This is a genomic window from Arcticibacter sp., assembly GCF_045629565.1.
Lineage (GTDB): Bacteria > Bacteroidota > Bacteroidia > Sphingobacteriales > Sphingobacteriaceae > Arcticibacter.
Map to the genome: position 1 here is coordinate 232,366 of NZ_JAZQRL010000100.1, position 16,457 is coordinate 248,822.

The 16,457-nt window shown below is 45.6% G+C and carries 14 protein-coding genes; 4 read left to right on the forward strand and 10 right to left on the reverse strand.

All coding sequences use genetic code 11. The features are described 5' to 3' along the window. Nucleotides 1-108 precede the first annotated feature (108 nt). From ACKI5J_RS12925 to ACKI5J_RS12935, 3 genes are read left to right on the forward strand one after another with little or no spacing between them, the layout of a single operon-like run. Nucleotides 109-2,532, forward strand: coding sequence for a TonB-dependent receptor domain-containing protein (locus ACKI5J_RS12925; protein WP_407429892.1), 2,424 nt, complete (start codon nucleotides 109-111; stop codon nucleotides 2,530-2,532). A gap of 30 nt (nucleotides 2,533-2,562) precedes the next feature. Beyond that, the gene (locus ACKI5J_RS12930; RefSeq protein WP_407429893.1) at nucleotides 2,563-4,101 is read left to right on the forward strand and encodes a sensor histidine kinase; all 1,539 of its coding nucleotides are present in this window, start codon (nucleotides 2,563-2,565) and stop codon (nucleotides 4,099-4,101) included. A gap of 1 nt (nucleotide 4,102) precedes the next feature. Further along, nucleotides 4,103-4,792, forward strand: coding sequence for a LytR/AlgR family response regulator transcription factor (locus ACKI5J_RS12935; protein ID WP_407429894.1), 690 nt, complete (start codon nucleotides 4,103-4,105; stop codon nucleotides 4,790-4,792). Nucleotides 4,793-4,809: 17 nt separating this feature from the next. Here the strand turns inward: ACKI5J_RS12935 and ACKI5J_RS12940 are convergent, their stop codons facing one another. Genes ACKI5J_RS12940 through ACKI5J_RS12955 form a run of 4 tightly spaced genes read right to left on the reverse strand, consistent with a single transcriptional unit; the run spans nucleotide 4,810 to nucleotide 9,669 of the window. Continuing rightward, nucleotides 4,810-5,853 carry an oxygenase MpaB family protein gene (locus tag ACKI5J_RS12940; RefSeq protein WP_407429895.1) on the reverse strand — a complete coding sequence of 348 codons (1,044 nt, stop codon included), beginning with the start codon at nucleotides 5,851-5,853 and terminating at the stop codon, nucleotides 4,810-4,812. A 9-nt stretch (nucleotides 5,854-5,862) separates the two neighbouring features. After that, nucleotides 5,863-7,188: an ABC1 kinase family protein gene (locus ACKI5J_RS12945; protein ID WP_407429896.1), complete on the reverse strand. Its 1,326-nt coding sequence runs from the start codon at nucleotides 7,186-7,188 to the stop codon at nucleotides 5,863-5,865. A 1-nt stretch (nucleotide 7,189) separates the two neighbouring features. Beyond that, nucleotides 7,190-7,837: a TetR family transcriptional regulator C-terminal domain-containing protein gene (locus tag ACKI5J_RS12950; RefSeq protein WP_407429897.1), complete on the reverse strand. Its 648-nt coding sequence runs from the start codon at nucleotides 7,835-7,837 to the stop codon at nucleotides 7,190-7,192. Nucleotides 7,838-7,875: 38 nt separating this feature from the next. Next, complete coding sequence (locus tag ACKI5J_RS12955; RefSeq protein ID WP_407429898.1) at nucleotides 7,876-9,669, reverse strand: mechanosensitive ion channel family protein; 1,794 nt, start codon at nucleotides 9,667-9,669, stop codon at nucleotides 7,876-7,878. Nucleotides 9,670-9,724: 55 nt separating this feature from the next. Between ACKI5J_RS12955 and rlmF the strand changes: the two genes are divergently transcribed. Next, complete coding sequence (gene rlmF, locus ACKI5J_RS12960) at nucleotides 9,725-10,711, forward strand: 23S rRNA (adenine(1618)-N(6))-methyltransferase RlmF (protein WP_407429899.1); 987 nt, start codon at nucleotides 9,725-9,727, stop codon at nucleotides 10,709-10,711. Here the strand turns inward: rlmF and ACKI5J_RS12965 are convergent. The 6 genes from ACKI5J_RS12965 to ACKI5J_RS12990 are packed head-to-tail and all read right to left on the reverse strand — an operon-like array spanning nucleotide 10,708 to nucleotide 16,066. Beyond that, on the reverse strand, nucleotides 10,708-11,391 hold the full coding sequence (locus ACKI5J_RS12965; protein WP_407429900.1) for an SIR2 family NAD-dependent protein deacylase: 684 nt from the start codon (nucleotides 11,389-11,391) through the stop codon (nucleotides 10,708-10,710). The two genes, rlmF and ACKI5J_RS12965, sit on opposite strands and share 4 nt — an antisense overlap. Further along, complete coding sequence (locus ACKI5J_RS12970) at nucleotides 11,392-11,562, reverse strand: hypothetical protein (protein ID WP_407429901.1); 171 nt, start codon at nucleotides 11,560-11,562, stop codon at nucleotides 11,392-11,394. Between the two features lie 20 nt (nucleotides 11,563-11,582). Then, the gene (locus ACKI5J_RS12975; protein ID WP_407429902.1) at nucleotides 11,583-13,820 is read right to left on the reverse strand and encodes a xanthine dehydrogenase family protein molybdopterin-binding subunit; all 2,238 of its coding nucleotides are present in this window, start codon (nucleotides 13,818-13,820) and stop codon (nucleotides 11,583-11,585) included. Nucleotides 13,821-13,830: 10 nt separating this feature from the next. After that, entirely contained in the window at nucleotides 13,831-14,817 is a 987-nt protein-coding gene (locus ACKI5J_RS12980) for an FAD binding domain-containing protein (protein WP_407429903.1), read from the reverse strand. Then, a complete protein-coding gene (locus ACKI5J_RS12985; RefSeq protein WP_407429904.1) occupies nucleotides 14,814-15,425 on the reverse strand; it encodes a (2Fe-2S)-binding protein in 612 nt (203 codons plus the stop codon). Before ACKI5J_RS12985 ends, ACKI5J_RS12980 begins: the two co-directional genes overlap by 4 nt. Before the next feature lie 47 nt (nucleotides 15,426-15,472). After that, nucleotides 15,473-16,066, reverse strand: coding sequence for a sugar O-acetyltransferase (locus ACKI5J_RS12990; protein WP_407429905.1), 594 nt, complete (start codon nucleotides 16,064-16,066; stop codon nucleotides 15,473-15,475). Between the last annotated feature and the right edge of the window lie 391 nt (nucleotides 16,067-16,457).

Genomic DNA, 16,457 nt, shown 5'->3' on the forward strand with positions numbered 1-16,457 from the left:
AGTTTTCTTTAAATTTTATCCTGCTTCGTCACATTATTTGGAGTGTTGGTCACATAAAGTTTAGAGCCGCCGGATGCTGCACTATCATTGCGCTAAACGCCTCTGAAAATGAAATTTATATCAGTAATCTCCTTCTTGTCCATTCTTGTATCACTCCATACAAATGGCCACGCCCAGGAAAATGTAGTTAAAGGTAGAATAATTGATTCAATCACGAAGCAGCCACTTGACTTTGTTAACGTGTATTTGAAGAGCGAAAAGTACGGGCAAACCCGCAGCTCACAAAGTAAAGACGATGGATCGTTTCATTTCAGCAAACTCAATGCCGGGCATCACTCTTTTAAGCTTAGCTCAGTGGGCTATAAATCAAAAGAACTCGTCGCAAATATCAGCGGCGACAATGAAATCACCGATCTAGGATTGATATGCTTATCGCCAGAAAAGAATCAGCTAAAGGAAGTGACGGTGACAGGAGAGAAGCCGCTCATAAAACATGAAATCGATAGAATTTCCTATAACCTGGAAGCTGACCCCGACAGTCGTTCAAGCAGCCTTCTCGAAATGATCAAGAAAGTTCCATTGCTGTCTCTCGATGCTGACGATAACATCCAGCTGAAAGGCAATACCAGTTTTAAAATCTTAATCGACGGCCGCCCCTCAAGCATGCTGGAACGAAGTCCGAAAGATATACTCCGCAGCATTCCCGCTTCAACCATCAGGAAGATTGAAGTTATTACAAATCCACCAGCCAGATACGATGGTGAAGGACTTGCTGGGATAATCAATATCGTCACGATAAAAAAAATGACTGATGGGTATAACGGTGGGTTATATAGTAGTAATCGCTTTCCGCTAGGAGGACCTGCAGCCGGGGGATCTTTAGGGATAAAGGCTGGTAAATTCGGAATTTCCGCCAACTCAGGAGCCAGTTTGTATCATAATCCATCTATTAAAGCTAATGTAAGCAGGTTAACGAGAGGGATTGATCAAGCGAATCTAACTCAGCAACAGGATCAGGAGCAAGAGACCCGTTCAGTTTATTTCGGTTTGGAATTGAGCTATGATCACGACACGCTTAATCTCATTACTGCCCAGTTTAATATAAATGGCAATGTGTCTGACAACCATGAAGTTCAGGAATCTGTAATGTCAAAAATCGGTGAGGTCATCCAGGCATACAAACTTCGTAATGCTGGTGAGGGGAATGGTAACGGTACCGATGTATCTATGAATTATCAGCGTCAATTTAAAAACGATAATAGCCGGCTTCTTACCTTCTCTTATCGGTACTATCTATTCAACGATCGTAGTGATAAGAGAATAAATATATCTGATCGCGTCTTTTATACCGCTCCCTCCATGTTGCAGACCAACAAAAGCAGATCCTATGAACAGACTTTACAGGCGGATTATGTACAGCGTCTTGGAGATATTAATGTCGAAGGTGGATTGAAGGTCATATCTCGAAGAAATACGAGCAGGTTCGGGTACGGTACTGTGGGCGGTACGGAGACAATGGAAGCTCATCCAGGTAGCTTAAATTTTTTTAACGACAGGCAAGAAATTCTCGCTTCTTACGGATCACTTCATTATGATTCCGGGAAATGGGGTATAAAGGCCGGATTACGTTTGGAACAGACGGACGTCGATGTCAAGTTTGTGTCAACCGATACAGACCTGAGTAAGTCCTATCTCAGCATGCTACCATCGGCCTCCCTTAAATACAAGATCAATGAGGCGAGTAGCATGACTATGGGTTACAGCAGGCGCATTCAAAGACCTGGAATATATCAACTTAATCCGTTTACAGACCGGTCAAATCCTGATTTTGAGATCAGTGGAAATCCGGAAATCAAACCGGCGATGTACAATTCCTTAGAGCTAGGATTCAGCAGAACTAAGATGCTGTCTATATTTCTAAACCTCAGCTATATGTTTTCCAATTCCATGATCTTCCGAATATCAAGTTATGACCCTGTTTCGAAAGTTTCGAGAACTACCTACCGGAACACTGGGCAGACCAAACTTCCCGGTATTGATTACTCAATTAAATATCCCTTAACCGGTCGAACCACCATTACCCTGAACGGAAAGGTTGCTTACGGCATAATCAAGCGGAATGAAAACAGCCAGGAGCTAAAGCATGGAGGCCTGGTGTACAGATATTACGCCTCAGCTACACACAAAATTAGGGACAAATGGTATTTAAGTGCGGATGTACTGCTAAACGGCGGCAATCTAAGCGCTCAAGGCCAGTCAAACGCTTTCATCGTTACCTCTTTTAAAGCGGACCGGACGCTGATAAAGGACAAGCTGAGCATTTCAGCGATGGTAAGTAATCCATTCACCAAATTCCGGATTAACACGGTTGAAACCAGCTCGCCTGATTTTAACCAGACAAACGATAGCAGGATTTACTTTAGAGTTTTTAATTTTAGTGCTCATTACCGTTTCGGCATGCTGAAGGATGCGATTAAAAAAGGTAAAAGAGGAATAAAAAACGATGACATCTCCGGAAATAGTGGCTTATAGTAGTATCAAGACTTGTTTATTTATAACACAATGAATTACTTTCAGTTAAGGCCATCCACTTTGGTGAAAATAGAATTCATATTGTCCACCTTGCTGTTTGTATTCGGACTGTTTTATCTGATTACTACGGCAGTAAAAACCGATGGAACCTATGCCCTCCATTATGATCGTTATAAAATAGAGCAAACCCAGCTGCAGCTTAGTTACAATCAATATTATTTCATACCCAGGTTGGTTCAGTATTTCGCGCTTTATGTCAGCTTCCTGATCCTGAATTTCAAGCTGGTGCCTAAACTGTTTTCCCAAACCCAGATACCTAAAAACGCCCTTCTGATTGCCTTCGTGCTGATGTCCTTATTTCTTACATTCGGCACACTGGACACATATCTGAAAAACTACCTGTTCTTACGGCATAGTACAGACGGCGAAGCTTACCGGGTAATCTTCACCAGCAGCTTTTTCCATATCGCCAGGTTGAGCTTTCTCTTTGGTTTTTATACCTTGATCAAGTACGCCTCCATTTATCTCTATAACAATATGGATAAAATAGAGTCCAAATACAAAATGGTCACGAGGAACGGAGTCGCCGCACTTATCATATGGCTCGTCACCATATTGCTTCTATTGCTAACTAACGCAGAGACCGGACCGTTTACCATTTGGCTCGTGACTGTTCCCTTTGGTATCTGTTTGTATTGGTATTCCTGTTACTCGCTGATCCCGGCATCAATGAAAGACAAAAAACCCCTGTTATCATATTATTTAAAGGTTTTGGTCCTGGTACTTATTTCTGCGATACCATTATTCCTCGTAGTAAAGGGGATATCGGAGCGCAGTAGTATTGTTTTCATGGTGCTCTTATTTCACATTCCCTTCCAGCTTATTGTCACAACACCGCTATCGTGGTATCTATATAGCCAGCAGCAGAAAAAGCAGCAGGAGATAGCGAATCTACAATCCGCGCTGGGACAGTCGAACGCTAACTATGACTTTCTACGTTCACAGATCAATCCTCACTTTCTCTTCAATGCTCTAAATACCATCTACGGCACAGCGCTACAGGAAAAGGCAGAGCGGACAAGCCTCGGAATAGAGCGCCTCGGTGACATGATGAGGTTTATGCTCCAGGAAAATATGCAGGAAAAAATCCCTCTTTCAAGAGAAATAGAATACCTGAACAACTACATAGAACTTCAGAAATTACGTACCGACACCAGTCCGCAGATACTCATAACCTCTCAGATAGACGATTGGCCGCCACCGGCTGAGATAGCTCCAATGCTGCTCATTCCATTCGTAGAAAATGCCTTTAAACATGGCATTAGTTTGCGCGAACCTTCGCACATTGTAATCGTTTTGCAGTTTAAAGGAGATACCCTGTATTTTGATGTGACCAACAGCCTTCACCACAGGACAGACAGTGACCCGGAAAGATACAGCAGTGGCGTAGGACTTAGCAATGTCAGACAGCGCCTTCAATTGCTCTACGAAGGACGCCATGAGCTGTTAATCAGGGAGTCCGCCACCGAGTTCTTTGTTCATCTCACAATCCATCTTAATCAAGCATAGAATGAAAGCAATTGCCATTGACGATGAGCCTGTAGCACTTGATATCGTCCGAAATCACTCAGCTAAGGTGCCCTTCTTAAATCTCGTGAATACATTCACAGATGCATTCAAAGCTTTGGAGTATCTCCATAAGGAACAGATAGATCTGATATTTCTCGACATAAAAATGCCCGATATCTCCGGTATCGAATTCTTCAATAGCCTAAATAATAAGCCCCTTGTTATCTTCACTACCGCATATTCGGAGCATGCAGTGACTAGCTTCGAACTGGATGCAGTGGACTATCTGTTAAAGCCTTTTTCACTCGCAAGATTTCTAAAAGGTTGTAATAAAGCACACGAGCTATTCAAAAGTCGTAATGCCACGGAGATGCCTGATTATATTTTTGTGAAAACCGGATTTGAGCAGCTGAGAATACGGTTTAATGATATTTTGTTTATTGAAGCTTCCGGAAACTATGTATCGTTTGTACTTGAAGACAAAAGAGTTCTCTCAAGGGCAACATTCAGCGAAACTACGGAGTATCTTCCAACCGACCGATTTATCCGTGTTCATCGCTCTTTCATGGTTAATATGACGAAGATTGATAAGATCGAAAAACATCAGATCACCATAAAGGAGAATAAAGTCCCCGTGAGTGAAGCCTTTGCTGTCAACCTGTCTTTGGTACTTCTAAACAAGCGACGATAATCATGCACTAACCATACCTAATTTCTGGCTTTCAGAAAAGCCGCATGACGCTCCCTAAAGGCCACCAGCACATTACTTGAGTCGAAGCGAGGTACACGGGCCGCCACCTTCAAAAAGGCGGGTGCATATTCTGCCCCTGAAATAAGAGGGACCTCCAATATGTCAGCCACCTCATCGCCCAGCAGGAACCTGACGATCTGGTAAACTTCCTGAGGCGACAGCCGTACTGATGAATCACCGACAACATGATCCAGAAGTGATCTGGTGAGCGCTTTCCCCTGTAATGATGGTCTGAAATGCCGTTCACGGATTGCGTTCTCAAGAAGCGTCGCAGACTTCCCGTCCTGAGGGATCAGGTCTTCATCCAGCCCCAATAAAGATCCAACCACATTCCAAAGATGCATAAATGACTGCTGCTCTTCATAGCTAACCGCCATCCCCAGTTTTCTTAAACCGCGCACAACTATAAGAGAAAAAGCGAGGTTTGTTCCTGCCATATCTTCCTGGTTCACCGGCATCCCGAAGTCCTCAGTCCAGGAGTTACTCCTTGAAACATAATGCCTGGCAAGCGAATGCGTCAACCGGATCTTCATGCAGCTGGCAAAACCCTTTCCTTCTTTATTGAAAGCATCTGGTGCCATTACATCCCAGATAAAGTCGGCAGTATCCGATAGTCGTTTAGCGGGACGGTCCCTTAAGCGCTCGGTCAGATAAAGCACCATAGCTCCGTCAGCGGCCGCATAGCAATACGGAAGAGACAACAGTCCCAGTAAGGACATGATCGTGCCTGAATGGCGGGTGAAGAACCGGGAGCCTTTTAATAACGTATCTCTGTCCGCCCACTCAGGAAGTTTTCTGCTTGAATTCAGAAACTCAGCTCTCCCAAACTCGGCCGGCACTGAATTCAGATCCGCATTTAATTTGATTGACCCGAGCCAGGCATAAAACCTCTTCCCATATTCCTCATCAGAAAGCCATTCTTCTACAAACGGCTGAATATGTATGTCGCCTTTCAGCCTTTTCGTATCAAGAAAATTGTTAATATCCCTGCTATCCCGCATGCCCGACGTTTATAGTTCACAGTTTACCTGAGGTACATAAGTGTCCGTTCGAACTGTCGCTTTTAGCTCATGGAGTATGTTATACAAACCAAAATTCGTGCGGTTGATGTAAATGAAATGCTTTACTCCGCGAGCTTGTTTAAACTCTGGCATCTTTGCAATCATTTCTCCATAATTATAGATCTGCTCGAAAAACTCCGTACCACTGAAGTCAAACGTATCCGACGAATAAGGTTTCGCAAACAGACCGATCATTTGACGATACATATCATAATAAAAATCTATCTCCGTGGCCGAGTCTTTCTCATGGATCATCTCCAGATCCCTGAAAGCTTGTAACGTCTTAGCCTTGTCATTGAAGAATCCTTCAGAAGTAAGAGAAAAAAATGGATAGTAAAAATCGTCAGGCAACTCCTTTATGCAACCAAAGTCGATGATACCCAGCTTACCATCATGGGTGATTATGAAATTCCCTGGATGAGGGTCTGCATGCACCGCCCGCAGCTCGTGCTGCTGATAGTTATAGAAGTCCCAAAGAGCTTGTCCAATCGTATTCTTTTCCTCCTGAGATGGATTCGTTTCCAGATATTCCTTTAAGTGAAGCCCTTCAATCCAGTCCATCGTAATGGTTCTTTTGCTCGAAAGCTCCGGATAGTAAGTAGGGAAGACAATATTTTTCAGATGAGCACAGGCCTGTGAGATCTCCACAGAACGACGCACCTCCAGCTCATAGTCCGTCTCCTCCAACAGACGTTCCTCGACTTCTTTCATGTAAACGTCAAGCTCCTTCTCACTCATACCGATCAACCGGAAAGCAAACGGCTTTACCAGTTTTAAGTCTGAAGATATGGAATCTCCCACTCCCGGATACTGAATCTTAACTGCAAGCTTCTTGCCATTTAATTCAGCCTGGTGTACCTGACCTATAGACGCTGCGTTGCTCGACTTCAAATTAAACTTATCAAAGATTCTTTCCGGCACCTTGCCGTGAAGCTTCCGGAATGTCTGAACGATTAAAGGCCCCGAAAGGGGAGGTGCATTATATTGCGACTGGGAGAATTGGTTAACATAGGCCTTCGGCAAAATGTTCTTGTCCATACTCAGCATCTGGGCCACTTTTAAAGCACTGCCTTTCAATTTGCTCAAAGAGCTGTAAATGTCTGCCGCATTATCTTCGTTCAACTCATCCCTGCTGATTGTTGAATTAAACAGCCTCTTTGAATAATGCTTGACATAATTGCCGCCGATCTTGAATCCCGTCTTCACAAACTGAGTAGAGCGCTCCACTTTACTGGTGGGAATACTCTTCTGCTCATCATCATTTTTTCTTATCATATCAGAAAGGCATTTTTATACCCGAATTTTTCGCAAGAAACTTGCCGTATTCAAACAGCTCATCGATAGGTGAACGCTCGAATAGATTATAAGTAACATTGATGCCCTTTTCTATAGCTTCATCGGTTTTGTCAAAACCTGCTGACGTATCTTTTAACCAAAAGTTGATTACGAATCCTAACTGGACCCAAAGTGCGTCTTTGTACTTGCCAGCAAAAAACGGCCTGTCAGTTAACTCTCCCGATTCCAGTCCTTCCTGAATGATCTCAGCACTGAACAACTCGAATTCCTGTTTCATTCCTTCGAATAAATTGCTGAGGCCAATCTTGTTCCTGGCGTTCCTCAGGCTGAAGGTTATAAAACTGCGCTTGCTCTTTAGCAGCTCCATAAAACCGTAGAACAGACTTAGCGCCTTTTCCCTGGAAGAATACGCAGCCCAAACCTCCTGCGATTTGACTTCCCTGATCGCCTCGGTCATAAGCCCTTTCCATATCCGGATATCGATACTTTCGAAGGAACCGAAATAGCTGTAAAATTCTTCTTCAGAGATCTCGTTTTCTTTGGCAAAAAGATAAACGGTTTTGGGTTGTTCGCCATGGTGAAGAACATGCTCAATATACGATTCCTGAAGTCTGTCTTTTATTTCCATAATGAATATAAACGTTTAACCGACAAGGAAATTGCAGCTTAATCTTTTGCGTCTTCCGTTTTGATGACACTGTATGAAGGTGAGAGTATTTCTATTCCGGCCGCCGCGAATATATCCTGAATATTTTCCAGCAAACTGCTGTAGATAGCCGCTTGTTTATTTGCATCTCTGGTATATGCATTGATCTGGTACGAAACATAATAGTCGTCCAGACTTATCTGTAGAACGAATGGTTTAGGCTCTTCAAGGATATATGCCGATTTCAGTGCTGCTTCAATTAACAGATCATACACCTTTTGCCAGTGCACATCATAACCAACAGTTACGGTATAGTGGACGATAAGACCTTGCCTCTCAGCCCTGGTATGATTGGAGTAGTTCACCGTACTGCTTGTCAGAACCATTGAGTTCGGAACCGTAATGTCTTCGTTCTTAATAGTCTTGATTCGCGTAACCAACATCGACTTTTCCACGACGTCGCCTGTTACCTCACCAATCTTGACCCTGTCACCGATCTTGAATGGCCGCATATACGTGATCACAAGGCCTGCAACAATATTATTTATGGCGCTGGATGACCCCAGAGAGAACAAAATTCCTAAAAATACAGATACACCCTGAAACGCTGGAGAGTCAGAACCCGGAAGATATGGAAATATCAGAACCAGCATAAATGCATAAAGCATAAAGCGGAGGATATTGAATGTTGGAACCGCCCAATCTGTATGGAACCCACGGATGCGGATGTTCTCACGTTTGATCTCAAAAAACAAGTATTTAATTCCTTTCAAAATATATTTGAAAATGAAATAAATGACTGCAATGGTAAACAGGTTTGGCAGGTAACGAACTATGGCGTTCAATGCCGCTTTGATGGGCGCCAATACCCACCCGAGCAGTGTGCCCGTCCATGCTTCCGTCTCTGGAAAAATACTGAACAGAACAGGCAACGCCAGATAGATTACCAGCAGAATGGTCATTATCCGGGCGATATTGTTGATTTTGAGAAGGAGATAGTCAACATGTTCCGGACTAAAAATCTTAACATTACGGATACTAAGACTGGAAATATACCTTTCCCGTGCTGCCGACAACAACAAAGAGCTTCGCTCAAACAGCCGGTTAATCGCGACAACCATAATACTCAGTACCAGGATGATCACAACAACCAATCCAATGCGTTTAAGCCAGTTCACCAGACTGTGTGCCTCCCGTTCACGCACGATGGCTTCGCGAACGATCTTAAGATATTCTGTGGCCAGCTCCTGGTTGCTCTTCCCAAACCAAAGGCCATCTATAGAAGAAACGGTGAGCAATATCTGCTTGTCTTTATATATCAAATCAAAATTATCTTCATTCTGAACAAGCGTCAGCGAATCCGCCGAAAAAAACGGATCCTCATATAAGTTCTCGATTTTGAGCGATATAGCTGCTGCCCTGTCTTTCGCCTGGAAAGAACCAGTTCTGGTAAAAATATAAAAGAGGGTGTCTGTATTCAAAACAACCGGGTAACCTACGGCATTTTTCTTCAGGCTCTTGATCTTTTCGATCTGCTGAATCGTCCTCAAAGAATCGTTAATCGCAATCTGACGGAGCTTTTGCTCCAGTTCTTGTGTTCGCCTGGCATTACCCGACGCCTCCTGCAGCTCTCTTTGCAGCTGAATCTTCACCAATGAGTCGATCTGTTTCTGCTGCTGGTCCTTTAGAATGATAGCCTCGTCGATAATCAGCGTCTGTTGTCGGGAGGCTGTATCGGCTTGTTCCTGCGCTGTACCGGATGAAAGTGCTGTAAAAAAGAGAAAGATATATGTAAGAAAGTATGATCTGATCATAAACCCAATTTGCTGATAATACTGCTGGATCTTCGGGAATTAAAGATAAGAATTTATGTTATACCGCTTAATGCCTAATTTCGCGGAGAATTCATCTGAAATGACAGACCAGCCGAACAGAAATACCGACCAGAAAGAAATGCTGCATCCCCGGAACAAGCACCGGGACAGGTACGACTTCCCTTTACTTATCAGGAGTAATAAAGAGCTGTCAAACTACGTGGCTGCAAACCAATACGGCGACCTGTCGGTCGACTTCAAGGATCCTGAGGCGGTAAAAATTCTGAACAAATCGCTCCTTCACCATTTTTACGGGATAGAGCTTTGGGATATCCCCAAAGGTTACCTTTGCCCGCCCATACCTGGGAGGGCAGACTATATTCACTATCTGGCCGATCTGCTGGCTGAGCATGCTGAAGCCGGAGTCGCACGTGGTAAGCACATCAAGATACTCGACATTGGAGTAGGCGCAAATTGCATATATCCCCTGATCGGACATAAAGAATACGGGTGGACATTCGTAGGTTCAGAAATTGACGCAGTGGCTTTAAAGAACGCCAAAGGCATCGTGGAGGCAAACATGCTGTCTAAAGCAATCTCCATCCGAAAGCAAAGCTCAGTCACGAATATTTTTGCTGGTATTATCAAACCAGGAGAAAAGTTCGATGCCAGTATTTGTAATCCGCCGTTTCATGCCTCCCGACAGGCGGCTCTGGAAGGCTCAGGGAGAAAATGGAAGAATCTTAACCACCAAAGACGCGACAAGGATATCCTTAACTTCGGAGGCCAGAACACAGAACTCTGGTGCGAAGGGGGAGAGGAGCGCTTCGTACGTCAAATGATCAAAGAAAGCGTACAATTTGCCGGTGCCTGTAAATGGTTTACTTCTCTTATTTCAAAAAAGGAAACCCTTCCCGGATGTTATCATGAATTAAAAAATCATGGAGCGGTAGCCGTGAAAACCATACATATGTCTCAGGGACAAAAGAAGAGCCGCATACTTGCCTGGACTTTCCTCAACAGTGAAACCAGTACCGCCTAACTGGCAAATAACATATCAATCATCTTTAATACCCCGGTGCTAGCAGGCTCCTGAATACGCACAAATTCAACATCCCGCACATTGGGAGTTTCCGGATCAATTACAAACTTCGGTATTCCGGCCGGGACATAGTCGACCAGTCCTGCAGCCGGATATACAAGAAGTGACGTTCCGATAACAGCAAAAACGTCTGCTCCCGCACATATTTCAGCTGCCTCTTCCAGCATGGGTACCGGCTCTCCAAAAAAGACCACATGAGGCCTTAACTGAGATCCCCGCTCACAAAGTTCACCCATTCTGATTTCCGGTCCCTCTAAAGGATATGTCAGCCAGGGAAATTTGCTCGACTGAGACTTCGTAATCAGACCGTGTAGGTGTAATACAGAACGGCTTCCGGCCCGCTCATGAAGATCATCGATATTCTGAGTGATAATGCGGACGTCAAAAGCAGACTGCAATTTCGCCAGGGCAAGATGCGCAGCATTAGGCTGCGCATTCAGAACCGATTTCCTTCTTTCATTATAAAATTGCTGCACCAACACAGGATTACGCTCCCAGGCTTCAGGGGTTGCAACATCTTCAATGGCATAACCTTCCCACAGACCATCCGATCCGCGAAACGTCTGTAAACCACTTTCAGCACTAATGCCCGCACCTGTTAACACCACTAACTTTTTCATTTATTCAAGATTGTCTACTCCCTCATCAGCATCCGGGGATACCAGGTCATCGCTTCCATCTTCCAGTTCGACATCATTTTCTTCATAATCCCCCTCCGGGTTTTCAGTACCATTGTTTGTCGGTTGTTCCTTTTCTCTTTCCTTTCCTAATGGATCGTGTTCGTACATCATCGTCTAAATTTGAATATTGATTATATTAATTTATCCGGGGTTACCGGCAATTTTCTGATACGTTTTCCCGTGGCATTAAATATCGCATTGGTGATGGCGGGAGCGACCCCTATAATCGCAATTTCTCCTATACCTTTAGTTCCCATGGGGTCAACGATATAGTCGGGCTTATCAGCAAAAAATACCTCGATATCCGGCACATCAGCATGTACGGGTACATGGTAATCCGCAAAGTCCTTCGTGATATACCTTCCAAAGCGATGGTCCATCACAGCGTCTTCCTGCAACGCCATACCAATGCCACCCGTCACACCTCCGATCATCTGATTTCCTGCAGTTTTTTTATTGAGTATTACCCCTGCATCTGCACAGGTCACCACTTTTTTCACCTTTACCATCCCCGTGATGGAGTGCACATGCACTTCGGCGAAGTGTACGGAGTAAGAATACATAGAATAAGATTTTCGCTCTTCTCCCGGTTTGGCTTCTTCAATAACGTCCAGGTCGGCCGTGCCACTTTTCTTCATCAGCTCCGAAAGGCTCATACCCACGTCTTTGTCCTTGAGCCTGATACCATCTTTTTCAAAGATCACCTGCTCCAGGGTCAGACCTTTAAACTCAGGAATATTCTTATCGGCGAGCGCCAACAGGTTCTTCTTAAGGGCCATACAGGCCGCAATGACGGCCGAGCCGACACTGTTGACCGTGGAGGAGCCCCCCTGATTTCCCGCCTGAGGAAACTCAGAATTGCCCAGCTGGAAAGTAATGCTGTTAGGAGAAATTCCGGTATGGTCTACCGCCACCTGCGTCATCGCTGTTCCGGTACCCGGACCGATATCGGTCACAGCACTCTGAAGCACAAGGGACCCATTAGCGAAAAGCTTCGCACGAACCTTAGCGCCTCCACGATTTGCGCCAAACGTCCCTACACCCATGCCGTATCCGATCTTCCAATGTCCGTCACTCAAAGTACCCGGCTCTAATTTCCTTTTGTCCCAACCTATAGCCTTGCTACCCATTTCAAAGCACTCTTTCAGAAATTTGGTCGACCATGGTAACTTCTTTTCCGGATCAGCGTCTGTATAGTTCAATAGCCGAAAGGCCAGCGGATCCATCTTCAACAGGTATGCTAACTCATCCATGGCACTTTCCAGTGCAAATGCGCCGGTCGCCTCGCCAGGGCCACGCATCCAGATAGGGGTGCTGACATCCAGTGGCAGGATCTTGTAGCGTGTGCTCACGTTCGGTGAAGTGTACATCATCCTCGATTGCTGCAAAGTGCTTTCGGTAAACTGCTCGTAAGAAGATGTTTGTCCTATCGAGGAATGTGAAATCCCTACGATTCTTCCGTCCACCGAAGCACCGATACCTACTTTCTGCCAGGTCCGCGGTCTGTAGCCGACCATGAAAAACATTTGCTCGCGGGTAAGCATAAGTTTTACCGGTCGCTTCACCATCTTTGCGGCTATGATCGCCGCGGTTTCATGCGGCCAGTTATGCAGGCCATTTCCAAATGCGCCACCTACGAAAGGTGCGATCACCTTCACATTCTCGACAGGTAATTTCCACTCTCTGGCGAAATTTTGCTGAGTAGGTTGCGTTCCCTGCACTTTATCATAGAGTGTAAGCTTGTTATGCGCTTCCCAATGCACAGTAATCGCCTGTAACTCCATTGGATTGTGCATCTCTGCGGGGTGTTCATATTCTGCTTCCAGTTTAACTGCTGCATGCTTATATCCATCGATCGCGCCCCGGTCATAGTCGGCTAGCGCAGACCTGGGGTTCTTTTTGGCTGATTCCGGTAATACCGCCTTTCCCGTATTGGCATGAAAATCGGTACGATGCTCATCTTTTGAATATTCGATTTTAACCAATGACGCCGCATAGGTTGCACGCTCGAATGTATCGGCAACCACAATAGCTATGGGTTGACCATTGAAATAAATTTGGTTACTATAGAAGACCCTCAGCGGCTGTCCGCGGGTCGACGGTTCTGTCGGATGTTCATTATCTGCAGGATAGCCAGGAGGCCTTATGGTATTCTTATGCGAAATGACAGCCAGCACCCCTGGTGCGTTACCAGCCGCCTTGCTATCAATTGACTTGATGCTTCCCTTTGCAATCGTACTCGTCACAAGTGCGGCATATACCAAACCCGGGAGAGGGTACTCGGCGGAATAGCGTGCTGCTCCGGTGACTTTTAGCCTGCTGTCTACCCTGTGCAGGGGTTCTCTTACTGACTGAGGTATCTTTTCCATCTGCTGAGGTTTATGCTTTTACCAGTCCTGAAGCAATGCTTAGCGCATGTCCGATACTGAGAGGTCCTAGCTTCAACTTAAATTCATTATGCTCATAGGCTCTGGCGCCGCGCATAGCCAGCGTTCCTGCCTCCTGAAATACGTTCGCGGATATCTGCTTGCCTGCCAGGAAGTTCTCCACTTCGGCCAGTCGCCATGGTTTATGAGCAACGCCACCCATAGCGAGACTCGCTTTGCGGATCGTATTCCCCCGGATATCAAGTGCCGCAGCAACCGAAACGAGTGCGAACGCATAAGAACTTCTGTCTCGTATTTTAAGATAATGAACATGTTTCAAAGCTGAAGTAGGAACGCTTATTCCGGTTATCAGTTCGTTCTTCCCGATTACCGTATCCCGTTCAGGCTGGTCACCGGGTAGCCGGTGAAAGTCCTGGATTGGAATATTCCGCTTTCCTCTCGGACCGGACAAGTGAATAGTGGCATCCAGAGCTGTCAGCGCTACGTTCATATCACTTGGATTCACGGCGATACAATGCTCACTAGCCCCAAAGATCGCGTGCATTCTGTTAAATCCGTTCAATGCGCCACATCCGCTTCCTGGCATACGTTTATTACAGGGCATAGACGTATCATAGAAATAGGGACAACGTGTCCGCTGCAATAAGTTACCCCCAACCGTTGCCATATTCCGAAGCTGTGCCGATGCTCCTGCAAGCAGTGCCTGCGAAAGGAGAGGCAGATCTTTGCGGATTTCCTTATTTTCTGCGAGGGTGCTGTTTAACGTCAGTGCCCCTATACTAAATCCCTGACTACTTTTTGTTATATCTCTCAGAGGAAGGCGATTAATGTCGACAAGCCGTTCCGGCGCTTCAACTCCTCGCTTCATAAGATCGAGGAGGTTAGTTCCCCCGGCTACAAACTTCGCTTCGGGATCCTTTAGCAGCGCACTGATCGCCGAGCTGGCCTCCGTGGGACGTACGTACTGAAACTGCTTCATACCTTCGGCCCTCCTTTTACTTCTTTTATTGCGGCAACTATATTGGGGTAGGCGCCACAGCGACAAATGTTTCCGCTCATAAACTCGCGTATTTCCTCGTCACTGTCTGCATGTCCTTCCCTGATGCAGGCAACTGCCGACATAATTTGTCCTGGTGTGCAGTAACCGCATTGCAGGCCGTCATGCTTGATAAACGCAGCTTGCATAGGATGCAGCTCAGCACCATCAGCCAGTCCCTCAATCGTTGTCACCTTCCGGCCGTCATTCATTACCGCCAGGGTCAGGCAGGAGTTGATGCGCTGTCCATCAACATGGACAGTACAGGCTCCGCATTGCCCATAGTCGCAGCCTTTCTTTGTGCCCGTTAACTGGAGATTTTCACGAAGAAAGTCGAGAAGTGTAACGCGGGGATCAATTTTCGCCTGGTGCAACGTACCGTTTACTTCAACGCTAAACGGGATGTTCTCGATAGCAGATGCAAGCCGCTCGTCCCACTGCTCCCGCGCTGCCTTGAGAGCAACGGGCGGAGCCATCGCCGCGACCGTTATCCATGTAGATTGTTTAAGAAAGTTGCGCCTTGAGGCCTTGTTTGTTCTCTCTTTAGCCATTGGTCAGGAATTACATTAGGTAATTACTAATCAATGAGCATATTGTTTTATTTCTTGCCGGAAAAATACGTATCTATTTCTCCTTCAGCACGGTTGAGCTTCCTGATTATCCGGGCAGGGTTACCAACTGCAAGTGAATCGTCGGGGATGTCCTTAACTACTACAGAACCGGCACCAATCACACAACGGTCGCCGATAGTTACACCCGGACAAATGGTAACATGCCCGCCGATCCAGCAACGTTCGCCAATGGTCACCGGACTACAGTTTTCCCATTGGTCGCGCTCATCGGCATCCAACGGATGTTTTGCCGTGTAGATATGTACGCCGGGAGCGATAAGTGTACGTGCACCGATCGTCACTTTCGCTCCGTCCAGAATAACGGCTCCAAAGTTGATAAATACGTTATCGCCGGCGTAAATATGATCCCCGTAATCGCAGTAGAAGGGAGGTTCCAGGTGAATATTGCTGGCTGAGTTGGGGCACAATTCATTCATGATACCCCGGAATTTCTCTGTGTAATATTCCGTCACGTTTAACTTATGCAAAAGACCTTTTACCCGTGTCCGAATGTTGATCATCTCTTCACAGTGAGCATCGTAAGGCTCCCCGTCAAACATTTTTTCTTTTTGTGTTTTCATAAATCCAGATAGCACCGGATATAATCGCGGCAGATTAACCCGGCACCTGATCTCAAATATATCAATAAACTCAACGTGCGCGAGGAAAGTAAATCGTATTCGGGTGATGCACATGTGAATTTATTTGCTCATAGTGGGTACAGAAAATTAAGTTCCCGGTTAAGCGTACTACACACTAAAGCCCTTAAACGCCGCTGTAAGGTCTATTATTCCTGTGATTTGATTTGGAATAATATATGCACATGGCACAGCATGAAAATGACGTTTCTCCACTTATGTCTGACAGTGCTGGCTTTCTCGACGCTATCCTGTCAAAAAAATCAACTAACTGAATCCGGCGAACATCCCACCGGCGAGAAGGTATCGCCTGACGGATTCGATTACAGCACGA

Excerpts from the sequence above, each read along its gene's own strand:
- ACKI5J_RS12925 (WP_407429892.1), top strand. The coding sequence starts at position 109 with ATGAAATTTATATCAGTAATCTCCTTCTTGTCCATTCTTGTATCACTC.
- ACKI5J_RS12930 (WP_407429893.1), top strand. The coding sequence starts at position 2,563 with ATGAATTACTTTCAGTTAAGGCCATCCACTTTGGTGAAAATAGAATTC.
- ACKI5J_RS12935 (WP_407429894.1), top strand. The coding sequence starts at position 4,103 with ATGAAAGCAATTGCCATTGACGATGAGCCTGTAGCACTTGATATCGTC.
- ACKI5J_RS12940 (WP_407429895.1), bottom strand. The coding sequence starts at position 5,853 with ATGCGGGATAGCAGGGATATTAACAATTTTCTTGATACGAAAAGGCTG.
- ACKI5J_RS12945 (WP_407429896.1), bottom strand. The coding sequence starts at position 7,188 with ATGATAAGAAAAAATGATGATGAGCAGAAGAGTATTCCCACCAGTAAA.
- ACKI5J_RS12950 (WP_407429897.1), bottom strand. The coding sequence starts at position 7,837 with ATGGAAATAAAAGACAGACTTCAGGAATCGTATATTGAGCATGTTCTT.
- ACKI5J_RS12955 (WP_407429898.1), bottom strand. The coding sequence starts at position 9,669 with ATGATCAGATCATACTTTCTTACATATATCTTTCTCTTTTTTACAGCA.
- rlmF (WP_407429899.1), top strand. The coding sequence starts at position 9,725 with ATGTTATACCGCTTAATGCCTAATTTCGCGGAGAATTCATCTGAAATG.
- ACKI5J_RS12965 (WP_407429900.1), bottom strand. The coding sequence starts at position 11,391 with ATGAAAAAGTTAGTGGTGTTAACAGGTGCGGGCATTAGTGCTGAAAGT.
- ACKI5J_RS12970 (WP_407429901.1), bottom strand. The coding sequence starts at position 11,562 with ATGATGTACGAACACGATCCATTAGGAAAGGAAAGAGAAAAGGAACAA.
- ACKI5J_RS12975 (WP_407429902.1), bottom strand. The coding sequence starts at position 13,820 with ATGGAAAAGATACCTCAGTCAGTAAGAGAACCCCTGCACAGGGTAGAC.
- ACKI5J_RS12980 (WP_407429903.1), bottom strand. The coding sequence starts at position 14,817 with ATGAAGCAGTTTCAGTACGTACGTCCCACGGAGGCCAGCTCGGCGATC.
- ACKI5J_RS12985 (WP_407429904.1), bottom strand. The coding sequence starts at position 15,425 with ATGGCTAAAGAGAGAACAAACAAGGCCTCAAGGCGCAACTTTCTTAAA.
- ACKI5J_RS12990 (WP_407429905.1), bottom strand. The coding sequence starts at position 16,066 with ATGAAAACACAAAAAGAAAAAATGTTTGACGGGGAGCCTTACGATGCT.